The organism is Acinetobacter sp. YH12132, from assembly GCF_013418645.1.
Taxonomy (GTDB): Bacteria; Pseudomonadota; Gammaproteobacteria; order Pseudomonadales; family Moraxellaceae; genus Acinetobacter; species Acinetobacter indicus.
In genome coordinates, this window is the sequence record NZ_VPBR01000011.1 from 24,967 (window position 1) to 36,901 (window position 11,935).

Genomic DNA, 11,935 nt, shown 5'->3' on the forward strand with positions numbered 1-11,935 from the left:
CTATTTATGACTTAACAGCAGCTCTGCAACATGGTCCAGATAATTGTCTTCTTTCATATCCTGTTGCAGTGCATAGCGCTGGTTCGGTTCAATCCCGACCCCTTCAATCATTTTGCCTTGCGGGGTGTAATAGTGAGAAACCGTCATTTGTAAGGCGGTGCCATCTGACAGCGGAAACAGCTTCTGTACCACCCCTTTGCCATAACTTTTTTCACCAATCACCCAGGCACGGCCATGATCTTTTAAGGCGGCAGTAAACACTTCTGCAGCCGAGGCCGAACGCTGGTTAATCAGCACACCGACTTTCAGGTTCTGAAATTCAAAACTCGGTAAAGCCTGAAATTGCTGGTCGCCTTCAGCGCGGCTTTTGGTAGAAACAATTACGCCCTGATTCAAGAACAGATCGGCTGATTCAACCGCCGAGGACAGTAAACCACCCGGATTATTGCGTAGGTCAAACAGTACCGCCTTTAGCCGTGGTGTGCTGTACTGTTCGATCAGTTCCTTGATTTCATTGGCAGTATCTTGCTGGAAGACTTTGACTTTAATCAGTAACACCTGATTACTCAGCATCTGCGCCTGAATATCGGTTTCGACTTTTCTGTTGCGTACCAGACGAATCGGCTGCGCGCTTGCGGTCAGTTGCAAGGTGATATTAGAGCCAACCGCGCCCATCAACAAGGCATTGACCTGATCCTGATTGAGCTTTTGCAGTTCCTGATTGTCGATTTTAAAAACCGAAATACCATTACGCAGGCCTTGTTTGGCCGAGTCGGCATCGGGTCTTAAATTATGAATCTGCCATTGATGCTGCTGGGCATCGTAACGTAAATTAAAATCGACCGAGGCCAGATCGCCTTCGGTATATTGCACCAAGGCACGGTAATCTTCGGCATTCAGATAACGCGAATACTGGTCCAGTCCGGAAACCAGACCTTGAATGGCTTGAGCAAACAAAGCTTCGTCACTTTTTTCCGTGACATAATTGGCTTTGACCAGCCCATAAATTTTGACAAACTGCTGGATCGATTCGACCGGCACTTCCACATAGTCCTGCTCAGTGGTTTCTTCTAGTGCCAGCGGATCTTGATCTTCTGCCGCCCAGACAGGCAGGTTCACACACATCATCAATGTTGTTGCAACAAGCATGCGTTTCCAGTGTGGAACCATCCTTTCACCTATCTGTTGGCAGTTTATGGAGTCAGGGTAATTAAATTACGCCCTTGCATTTCTGCAGGAATTGGCAGTTGCATCAGACTTAATAAAGTCGGTGCTACATCGGCCAGAACACCACCTTCTGCAATCACCGCCTGGGTCGGGCCAGCATAAATAAACGGCACCAGCTCGGTGGTATGCTGGGTATGAACCTGACCACTGTCATAGTCCTGCATCTGCTCGACATTACCATGATCAGCAGTAATCAGCATATGACCCTGCTTGGCCATTACAGCTTCATACACACGGCCCAGACAGGTATCCACTGCTTCTACCGCTTTCACCGCTGCATCAAATACACCGGTATGACCCACCATATCGCCATTGGCATAGTTGACCACCAACAAGTCATATTCACCTGAATTGATCGCTGCGACCAGCTCATCCGTTACTTCATACGCGCTCATTTCTGGCTTGAGATCATAAGTCGCTACATTTGGTGATGGAATCAGAATGCGCTTTTCGCCCGGATATTCATCTTCACGGCCGCCACTAAAGAAGAAGGTCACGTGTGCATATTTTTCGGTTTCGGCAATACGCAGCTGGGTTTTACCCAGGTCTGACAGATATTCACCGAGCGAGTTTTTCAGTGCTTCTGGCATATAAGCCACAGGTGCATCAATGGTGGCCTGATAACGGGTCAGCATCACAAACTTGGCCAGCTGCGGCACCACTTTACGCTCAAAACCGGCAAAGTCGGTTTCCACAAAGGCTTTGGTCAGTTCACGGGCACGGTCTGCACGGAAGTTCATGAACACCACGCTGTCGCCATCCTGAATTGCCGCAACCTCACCAATACGGGTAGCTTTAACAAATTCATCGCTTTCATCGGCTGCATAAGCTGCGTCCAGACCAGCTACGGCGGTTGCTGCAGTACGGACTGCTTCACCTTCTGTTAACAGACGATAAGCCTGTTCTACACGATCCCAACGATTGTCGCGGTCCATGGCAAAATAACGGCCGATCATGCTGGCAATCCGGCCTTGGCCTGGATATTGGGCAAACAGGGCATCCAGTTTTTGCAAAGAGGGCTGCGCACTTTTTGGCGGAGTATCACGGCCATCCAGAAATGCGTGTAAATAAACAGTTGCACCACGTTTCAGCGCCAGCTCCGCCATTGCCACAATATGGTCTTCATGTGAGTGCACGCCACCTTCCGACAGCAGGCCCATTAAGTGCACGGCACCGCCCGCAGCTTTGGCTTTCTCGACTGCATCGACCAGCACTTCATGTTCAAAGAAAGCACCGGTACGGATATCTTTGGTAATGCGGGTAAAGTCCTGATATAGCACACGGCCGGCACCCAGGTTCATATGGCCCACTTCGGAGTTACCCATCTGACCATCTGGCAGGCCCACATCTTCACCTGAACCTGAAATCAACCCATGCGGATGCTTTTCCTGCATAGCGGTCAAATTTGGACGTTGTGCCGCCAGGAACGCATTGTCCTCAACAGCTTCACGATGCCCAATACCATCCATAATGACCAGTACGTGAGGGATTTTGCCTGCAGTTGCATCCGTCATAGTTCACACTCTTTTAGTCTACAAATTAATCGCATATCTTACCGAATTTTCAGTTCGGACACCATGCACGGCTGATGGTTTCAACCGTGCCACACTATCGTTTTGTTCAATTGCCGGCTTATCGGGCGCGTTGCAGCAGATAACCACCCACCACAAACATCAGAATAATCGGGATAAACACAAACCAGGCCGGAGATGGCGCATAAATCAGGCTGGCATAACCGAGGAAATCCTGTAAATAGAAGAAGCCCAGGCCGACAAACAAGGCAATCACCAGACGGAAACCCATCGACTGCTGGCGCAGCGGTCCAAAAATAAAGGAACAGGCAATCAGCACCAGCGCAATCAGGGCAAATGGAGAACCAACTTTTTGCCAGAAAGCCAGCTGATAGCTTTTCGGCACCTGACTGTACTCATGCATATAGCTCATGAAACTGACCAGCTGACTGGGTGATAAATCTTCCGGGTCGATGGTGACCATGTGTACATATTTTGGTTGCAAGGCCAGCGATAAAGGCTGCGTGGCCTGCTGATCAGCAATAGCATTGCCCTCTGGCAGAATGTCCATTTGGCGGCTGTTTTGCAGTGACCAGGCGCCATCTTCGACAAACTGGCCCTGCTCGGCATTTAAGGTACCGCGTAAGCGGAAGTTATCATCGAAGTCGATGACCTGAATATTCTTCAGTGTGCCCTGCGAGTTGGCATAGTCAATATAAATAAAGCGCTGCCCTTCACGGGTCCAGTAGCCTTTGACTTCACCGAGTTCAGCCACGCTACGATGTTTCTTGACGCTTTCTGCGCGCTCATTGGTATAGGGAATCACCCATTCACTTAAGGCAAAAGACAGCACCACCAGAATGAGTGCCGAACGCACCACCCAGCCGACAATCCGCCACAGGCTGATACCGGCGGCACGCATCACAATCAACTCACTGTTTGAGGCCAGTGTACCCAGACCCAGCACCGCGCCAATTAATGCGGCAATCGGGAGAATTTCATACAGATAACCGGGCGCACCCCAGAGCACATGCCATAAGGCATCCAGCGCGCCATAGCCTTCTTTTAGGGAACCGAGTTCACCCAGATAGGTAAATAATACCTGTAAGCCGGACAACACCGCGGTTGCCCCCAACATCGCCAGTGCGGTCGTTTTGGTCACATGCTTGGCCACTATACGACGTGCGAACATATTAAGACCTCACTCGCTGAATCTGTTTCTTGATTTTGGGTGCCAGTTTCTGTTTACGCGAGAACAGCGCCGCCGCAATGGCATAGACCATCAGCACCAGCGGATAGGCCCAGATACCCATTTCTTCTTTACTGATCCGGGTTTTGACCGCCATTAGCGCCACAATCAGGCTGGCAAAAATCAGCAGGGCCGGAAACAGTTTTAAATAACGTCCCTGACGCGGACTGACTTCTGATAAAGCCACCGCCAGCAGCAGCGCCACCAGAATTGAAAACGGTACGAAGATGCGCCAGCCCAGCTCACTGGCCACCACCGGGTCCTGACGGTTATCCCACAATTGCCCGATTGGCAGGGCTTCCACTTCGGTGCTCTGGAATTTGGCTTCCTGATCACTTTCCAGACGCAAACGATAGCTGGCAAATTCAGCCTGAGAATACTGCGGACGATCCGGATAAATTTCATAACGGCGCCCTTCGACCAGATCGACCACATTGGCCGGATCATTGGACAGTTCAATCCGGGTCGCCTCTTTGGCCAGAATCATGATATCCGGTTTGCCCGGACGGTCAGCACGCTGGTAGAAGAAAATATCTTTCAGATTACGCCGGTCTTCTGACAGGTCGCCGGCATAAATGGTATAGGGCCCCGAAGAAATAAACTCTTTTGGCCGCACCAGATCGAAACCGGTACGGACCGCCTGATTGGTGGTCAATTCTTCAAACTGGCGAATCCCCCACGGTGCTGCCCAAACCATCAGCATGGCCTGCACCGCCAGAAATACCACCGTCATCGGGACTAATAAACGTGCCAGTTGGTTACGACTGACACCGCTGCCATTTAACACTGCCATTTCATGATCGACATAAAGCCGGCCAAACACCAGCATCAGGCCAATAAAAAAGCCCAGTGGCAAAATCAGGGTTAAAAATTCCGGCAGACGGTAGCCAATAATGCTAAACAGAATCCCCGCATCCAGACGCCCCTGCGCGGCAACGCCAAAATACTTGATCAGCCGGCCACCCATCATGATCAAGGTCAATAAGGCAATCACAACCAAGGATGTCGACACAACTTGCTTGACCAGATAACGCCGAATAATCAAATTAATGCTTCCAGAAAACGAGGGAATAAAACTAGCGATAGTTTACCCGAATGTTGAAAATATAAAACCTATACTGTTGTTTCACATTGAAACTCTATTCATGAAAATGTTTCAATGGTTTAATGGTTTTAAAATTTTAAAAGGCCTATATAACGCATATGAAACTGACGATTCATCCGACATACCAAGACAATGTCACCGCAGCTGCTTTATTTATTCTGGTCGATGCCAATACCCTTCGTACAACCGCAGATCACTATAAAATCAAAAATTTAGATAGCATCACCCAGGCCGTACAATTTAAATCCGGCTTTAATGAAAGCTTAAGCCTGACAGCACAGGACAACTTGCCGGCATTCAGCCAGCTGATTGGCCTTGGTTCAAGCAGCGAATTACAGCCGGCTAAACTGGCCAAACTGGCGCAAACCATTGTAAAAACTGCACAGAAGAAATTTAGCAGTATTGCGGTAGATCTATCAGTCCTGCCACAAGAACTGCATTATATTTTTGCCTTGAGCCTGACCCAGGCCGCCTACGGTTTTGATGAATTTAAAACCAAAAAGAATGAATTTGTATTAGAGCAGATTCAATTGATTGCCACACAAAGCCCGTTAACTGCCCATCAGCTGAAATTTATTGAAGCGGTACATACTGGTCAGAATTTTGCCCGCAATTTAGGCAACCGTCCGGGGAACATCTGCTTCCCGGAATATCTGGCTGATCAGGCACTGGCACTGGCAGAAGAATTCCCGGATTTACTCAAAGTAACCGTGCTGAATGAACAGCATATGGCTGACCTGGGCATGGGTGCGTTCCTTGCGGTCAGCAAGGGTTCCGAGCGTCCGGGCCGCATGATTACCCTGGAATACAAGGCCAATCTTGAGCAGGCACCTATTGTACTGGTCGGTAAGGGTATTACCTTTGATACCGGCGGTATTTCCCTGAAACCGGGTGCTGGCATGGACGAAATGAAATTCGATATGTGCGGTGCAGCCTCAGTCTTGGGGACCGTACGTGCGCTGTGTGAATCACGCTTGCCGATTCATGTGGTGGCAGCCATTGCCGCAGCGGAAAATATGCCATCGGGCAAAGCCACCCGTCCGGGCGATATTGTCACCACCATGAGCGGTCAGACTGTCGAAATCCTGAACACCGATGCCGAAGGCCGTCTGGTGCTGTGTGATGCCCTGACCTATATCCAGCGTTTTAACCCGGCACTGGTCATTGACGTGGCGACCTTAACCGGTGCCTGTGTGATTGCGCTCGGTTCGGTGTTAACCGGTCTGTTCACACCAGATGATGAACTGGCACAGGAACTGACCCAGGCCGGCCAGCAGAGTTTTGACCGCGTATGGCGTATGCCGGTGATTGATGACTATCAGGAACAATTAGATTCACCTTTTGCCGATATTGGCAATATTGGTGGTCCAAAAGCCGGTTCTGTGACTGCAGCCTGCTTCCTGCAACGCTTTACTCGTGACTATCGCTGGGCGCATCTGGATATTGCCGGCACTGCCTGGAATTCAGGAACCCATAAAGGTGCCACAGGCCGTCCGGTACCGCTACTGATGCAATTCCTGGCCAACCGTGCAGAGCAGCATGGCTAAAGTCAGCTTTTATCTGTTTGAAAAAAGTCCTGAACGGCAAGTGGACAGCACTTGCCGTTTATGCCGGAAAATCCTGCGTGAACCACAGCGCATCTGGCTGTATAGCGCAGACCCGGCATTGCAACGGGCGCTGGATGAACGGCTGTGGAGCTTTGATGCCGGCAGTTTTATTCCGCATGGTATTGATGAGCCTACGGCACAGGTCTGTATTTCAGCGCAGTTGCCAACTGAAAATGATTGGATTGTGTTTAATTTTAACGAACAGGCTCTTGAACAGTTCGCCAAATTTAGTCACATTATCGAAATCATTGAAAATCATGAAACCGCCAAACAGCTTGGCCGGGAAAAATATAAACAATATCGTCGTTTAGGTATTGAGCCGCAAACCCACAAATTATAGAACCACCCCAAAGGAGATGCAGCGTGGCATTAAATGTTGGTCCAGATTTTAAACAGCGCTGGTTAACTGCGCCTGAAGCTGTGCGTCAGACCTTTATTGATGACCTGCATCGGATTAGTGAGGTACTGCAACCGGACAGCGACCTCAAACGCTGGGTAGAGTACGATCAGCAGCAACAGCAACAGTCCTTTCAGAAAATTGATCAGGCCTATGCCGAACTGAAAATCCAGTTAATTGAAGAAGCGCGTATTCGCCGCCAGCAGATGCTGGAGCAACGTCTGGCCCAACAACGCGCCGATCAGGCCGCGTATGCGCAGGCTCTGTATCAGGATGAACTGCAACAGTTTGCCGCGCAGACCGAAACCCTGGCCAGTTTACGCACCCAGCTGGATCAGGAGATTCTGGACTACACTGCGCGTTATCAAAAAAATCCGGAAAATGGTAGTTTCAATTTTGCCAAAGGCGTGCGTATTGCCGATGAACAGATTCTGTCGGAACTCGACAGTGTCCGGGTACGTCTGGAACTGGAAGCCGAAACCCGGATTGAAGAAGCAGTACAACAGTTCCGCAGCCAGCTACAAGCCGCTGCCCAGGAAGAAATTGAATATATTTTAAAACATTCCCAATTTTCCAAAGAGGCCTAAATGTCGGCCTTCTGGCGTGAAAAACCCGGTACGGTGTCAGTAAATGCAGATTTAAACCGGCCCATCTGAAAGATCAATCGGGTGTGAGGCAGAATTTCTCGCCCGCATGTCATGAAAGTGAAATATTTTTGTCACAAGATAGTCATACTTTAAACAGCAGTACTGCTGCCTTTTAAAGTAAAAATTATTTTTATAATTAGGGTTTAAAATGGGTATCTTGACACAAATATCGAGCAAAATTGACCATCTGCATAGTGGTGAACAATGGCATATTACTGCTCAGGATTTATTAATCAGCCGTGCAGATTTCCAGTCGCTTTATATTTACCTGACCAAAGAAGCTGAAAAGGGTACATTTTCTTTGGCACCGGTTGCAGAAGCCAGTCCACGTTTAGGCGGCACTTCCGTCACAGTGATCAAGCACTAAGGTCAGCGAATTTCTCCCCGCAAGATAAAAGTCCACCCCGCGTGGGCTTTTTTGTACGTGCGGTTTTTCAGCACTGTTTATATTAAAAAATATGACCCAGCCACGACAGGATATTGCCCAGACCGTAACCGATGGCCAATAAAGACACAATCCAGATAATGCCACCGGCAATGTTATAGGCCGTAAAGCTGGCGATGGGCATATGTCCGGAACCGGCGGCAAACGGCGCGAAAGAACGGACAAAAGGAATAAATCGGGCAATAAGAATAGTTTTACCGCCATGCTTCATAAAATAGCGGTTGGTTTTGACGATATATTCCGGTTTGAAATAGCGCGAATGGTCATTAAAAAACTTCAGCCCCAAGACCTTGCCGGTATAGTAATTCACGCTATAGCCAAGAATGGAGGCCAGGCACAGCAAAATCGCCATATAGTGCAAATGCACCACGTCGGTGGTTGAACATAAGGCGCCAATGGCAATCAGCAGACTGTCTCCCGGCAGAAAAAACATAAATACCGAACCGGTTTCCGCAAAGATAATTAAAAATAAAATTGCATAAATCCAGACCCCATAGTTGTTGAGCAACACAGGCAGCCACTGTTCAAAATTTAGCAAAAAATCAATCATCTACACTTAACCAACGTAAGTTACTCTGTTTCGCGCAGCCTGAATTATCGCTAAAAATAAAAAAACAGTCTAATTTTTTCAATCAGACTGTTCTGTACAGCAGCGTCAGGACTTATTTTAAGAAGCCATTTTCGGCCAGAAAGTCCATGCTGATTTTTGACTGTGCCGTGGTTTCTGCGGCTTTTTCACCGAGCAGTAAACGCTCGATATAACGCGCCAAAACATCCACTTCCAGATTGACTTTGCTGCCAGTTTTCCAGGTACCAATATTGGTACGCTCTGCGGTATGCGGAATCAGGTTCAGGCTGATTACACTGCCACGTAAATGGTTAATGGTCAGGCTGATGCCATCTACAGTCACCGAACCTTTTTCGGCCAGATATTTGGCAATTTCAGCCGGTGCAGTCACTTCAAAATATAAAGAACGCGCATCTTCACGCACCAAGGTAATTTCACCGACCGCATCGACATGGCCACTAACAATATGCCCGCCAAAACGGGTGGTCGGTAACATGGCTTTTTCCACATTCACCGGCTGGCCAACTTTCCAGTTACCTAAGGTAGTCCGGTTTAAACTTTCCCGTGACACATCGGCCGCGTACCAGTTATCGCCCCACTCAATCACGGTCAGGCAGATGCCGTTGGTGGCAATCGAATCCCCCAGATGCACATCGGACATATCCAGATCGGTTTGAATACGCAGGCGGACATCACCACCGACACTTTGCAGGCTGTCCACTTTGCCCACGCTTTCAATAATTCCTGTAAACATAGTCTTTTCTCTTATTGTCTCTAGTGCTTACCACAAGGCCAGTTGGGTGCTAACACCGCTGGTATCGACCCCGCCCAGCTCGGCAAAGTGATGCAACTGCCCCAGCAACTGCCGGATTGGCGGGCCAGATTTGGCGTGGGTATCGGTAATCACAATAAACTCCAGTACCCGTGCGCGTTCAGACTGACGCTGCTTGCTGACCCGGTAACGTGGTACATCCTGGGTTAACAGGCTGACCCGGCCACGTTTTAAATTGGCCTGCAACAAATCCACTGCACTGATATTGCCATCGGTGGAGTAACTGGTCAGGATATACCGTGCATTAATGGTCTCTAACAGCTTCTCATACGCTTCTTTGGCGTGCTTGGACGAGTTATACGGACTCGGACGCTCTTTACGCCAGGCACGGTCAATGCCGCTCTTAAAGCCTTTGGTATCTGGCGTTGGTAAATCGACCTGATCCCACAAGGTTAAGGCATTTAACACATGATAGTTACTGCTATAAGCATGCTGGTTATACGGCGGATCTAAATACGCCACATCCACTTCAAAACCGCTCATCTGGTTGGCCAGATGCTGGGCATCAACACACCACATTTCGGCAGCCGGACGTTTCGGATCACCAATTTCACAGAAGCGGCTTGGAGTTAACCACAGTAAAGATTCAATCCGTTCCAGTGCAGTCTGGGTTTTACCGCCCCAGCCATGATGGAAACTTTTAAAGACCCCGGAGGTGTTGCTGACAAAACTGGCCGAATACAGCAAAGGCGCCAGCAGCGCGCTCATCTCGACATCATCAATCGCGCCTTGCGCCTGCCAGGTGGCAATCTGCTGGCGGATGGCATCAATACGCATCCCGTTACGGCGTTTAAAGAATAAACGGTCGCGGGTCGGATCATAAATTTCATCATTGCGTGGGCACAGGTTATGCGTGACCCAGCCTTTGACTTCTGGCAAACGGTTTAAATAATCAATTGCTTTCTGATAACCGCCCAGCTCTTTAAATGCCGGCGCTTCTACACAGGCCAAAATCGCATGATTCAGCGCATGGCTATACGGTTCCCAGTCATTGGCAATTACCCGATAGCCATTTTGTCGGGCCAAGCGCGAAACCACGCCTGAACCGGCGAAAAAGTCGGCGAAGATCGGCGCGCGGCCGCCTTTGTTCAGGGTGCCGGTCTGCTCCAGCGCTTCCAGAATCAGATGTAACAGACGACGTTTATTCCCCAGATAAGGAACCAGCTGATGGAAAAGATATTCATCTGTCGTACGTGCGGCGTGACGACGTTTGTGATAAACCGTAGACTCTGAATTCATAACGTCTCTTGAGAAGGGGTTAACCTTAAGCGCACATCATCACCGAATTGAGTGACGTCGCAAAGTTTAAATCGAAGTTGTTGTGCCATACGCTCAAATTCTGCCTGAAACATGGCACGTGCAGACCGGCCTAACAGGGTCGGAGCCACATAACTGATCACTTCGTCGACCAGTTGCTGCTGTAAAAAGGCGGTCGATAGTGTCGCACCGGCTTCAATCAGCACATCATACAGCTGATACTGCTGCACCAAAGTTCGAAGTAGTTGATCCAAAGGCTGAACCTCGAGCTGGATCACGCCCAGCGCCTCAAGCTCGGCCCGATACGGACCCATCACCATCACACTGTCCGGCTGCTCGAGCAGCTTGGCGGTTAAGGGCAAGCGTCCCTGACGGTCCAGCACCAGCCGTTTCGGCTGGGCAATGCTGCTGATGTCCTGATGTATCGCCAGCTGGCGGACATTGAGCTGACAGTCATCGGCCAGTACGGTTTCAATCCCGGTAATCACCACTGCTGAAATTGCGCGCCAGTGCTGCACATCCAGACGGGCCGGATTGCCGGTAATCCATTTCGATTCACCGGAGGCCATGGCAGTACGGCCATCCAGACTTGACGCCACTTTTAAGCGGACATAAGGCTGACCCGTGGCCATGGCTTTTAAAAAGCCCAGATTCAGCTGATGCGCCTGCTGTTCCAGCACGCCTACCTCCACCTGAATTCCGGCATCGCGCAGAATCTGCACGCCTTTACCAGCCACCAGCGGATTCGGATCAGGACAGGCCACCACCACTCTGGCCACACCGGCTTCGACCAGACCTTTGGCACAAGGCGGGGTACGTCCATAATGCGCACAAGGTTCCAGAGTCACGTAAGCGGTTGCACCGCGGGCGGCATCGCCGGCATCACGTAAGGCAAATACTTCGGCATGTGGCTGTCCGGCACGCGGATGATAGCCCTCACCCACCAGCTGTCCGTCTTTAACCAGCACACAGCCCACATTCGGATTCGGTTTGGTCGAGTACTGTCCGAGTCGTGCCAGTTCAATGGCACACTGCATCCAGATTTGGTCTTGAGTTAACTCGGACATGTCACCACTCTTGCGCGTTGAGC

12 protein-coding genes are annotated in these 11,935 nt (G+C 49.8%); 4 read left to right on the forward strand and 8 right to left on the reverse strand.

Features of this window, described 5'->3' with window-relative positions; genetic code table 11:
• The 4 genes from FTU67_RS10905 to lptF form a co-directional block, all read right to left on the reverse strand.
• Positions 1-1,170 (reverse strand): S41 family peptidase, encoded by a 1,170-nt coding sequence (locus tag FTU67_RS10905; RefSeq protein ID WP_005181572.1) that lies wholly within the window; start codon positions 1,168-1,170, stop codon positions 1-3.
• A 23-nt stretch (positions 1,171-1,193) separates the two neighbouring features.
• Complete coding sequence (gpmI, locus tag FTU67_RS10910) at positions 1,194-2,741, reverse strand: 2,3-bisphosphoglycerate-independent phosphoglycerate mutase (RefSeq protein WP_005181570.1); 1,548 nt, start codon at positions 2,739-2,741, stop codon at positions 1,194-1,196.
• A gap of 118 nt (positions 2,742-2,859) precedes the next feature.
• Positions 2,860-3,930, reverse strand: coding sequence for an LPS export ABC transporter permease LptG (lptG, locus tag FTU67_RS10915; protein ID WP_005181568.1), 1,071 nt, complete (start codon positions 3,928-3,930; stop codon positions 2,860-2,862).
• 1 nt (position 3,931) lies between these two features.
• A complete protein-coding gene (lptF, locus tag FTU67_RS10920; protein WP_005181567.1) occupies positions 3,932-5,032 on the reverse strand; it encodes an LPS export ABC transporter permease LptF in 1,101 nt (366 codons plus the stop codon).
• Between the two features lie 158 nt (positions 5,033-5,190).
• Here lptF and FTU67_RS10925 point away from each other — a divergent pair, with 158 nt between their 5' ends.
• The 4 genes from FTU67_RS10925 to FTU67_RS10940 all read left to right on the forward strand — a co-directional run bounded on the left by FTU67_RS10925 (position 5,191) and on the right by FTU67_RS10940 (position 8,110).
• The gene (locus FTU67_RS10925) at positions 5,191-6,639 is read left to right on the forward strand and encodes a leucyl aminopeptidase (RefSeq protein ID WP_180061729.1); all 1,449 of its coding nucleotides are present in this window, start codon (positions 5,191-5,193) and stop codon (positions 6,637-6,639) included.
• A complete protein-coding gene (locus tag FTU67_RS10930) occupies positions 6,632-7,039 on the forward strand; it encodes a DNA polymerase III subunit chi (protein ID WP_005181563.1) in 408 nt (135 codons plus the stop codon). Before FTU67_RS10925 ends, FTU67_RS10930 begins: the two co-directional genes overlap by 8 nt.
• A gap of 23 nt (positions 7,040-7,062) precedes the next feature.
• Complete coding sequence (locus tag FTU67_RS10935; protein ID WP_016659708.1) at positions 7,063-7,683, forward strand: hypothetical protein; 621 nt, start codon at positions 7,063-7,065, stop codon at positions 7,681-7,683.
• Positions 7,684-7,891: 208 nt separating this feature from the next.
• Complete coding sequence (locus FTU67_RS10940; protein WP_005181560.1) at positions 7,892-8,110, forward strand: hypothetical protein; 219 nt, start codon at positions 7,892-7,894, stop codon at positions 8,108-8,110.
• A gap of 82 nt (positions 8,111-8,192) precedes the next feature.
• On the opposite strand, the gene FTU67_RS10945 is transcribed toward FTU67_RS10940, so the two are convergent.
• The 4 genes from FTU67_RS10945 to ribD form a co-directional block, all read right to left on the reverse strand.
• Positions 8,193-8,738 carry a VTT domain-containing protein gene (locus FTU67_RS10945; protein WP_005181559.1) on the reverse strand — a complete coding sequence of 182 codons (546 nt, stop codon included), beginning with the start codon at positions 8,736-8,738 and terminating at the stop codon, positions 8,193-8,195.
• A gap of 112 nt (positions 8,739-8,850) precedes the next feature.
• Positions 8,851-9,510 (reverse strand): riboflavin synthase, encoded by a 660-nt coding sequence (locus tag FTU67_RS10950; RefSeq protein WP_005181557.1) that lies wholly within the window; start codon positions 9,508-9,510, stop codon positions 8,851-8,853.
• 27 nt (positions 9,511-9,537) lie between these two features.
• Entirely contained in the window at positions 9,538-10,827 is a 1,290-nt protein-coding gene (locus tag FTU67_RS10955; protein ID WP_005181555.1) for a DNA adenine methylase, read from the reverse strand.
• On the reverse strand, positions 10,824-11,912 hold the full coding sequence (gene ribD / locus FTU67_RS10960) for a bifunctional diaminohydroxyphosphoribosylaminopyrimidine deaminase/5-amino-6-(5-phosphoribosylamino)uracil reductase RibD (RefSeq protein WP_180061730.1): 1,089 nt from the start codon (positions 11,910-11,912) through the stop codon (positions 10,824-10,826). Before ribD ends, FTU67_RS10955 begins: the two co-directional genes overlap by 4 nt.
• Positions 11,913-11,935 lie beyond the last annotated feature (23 nt).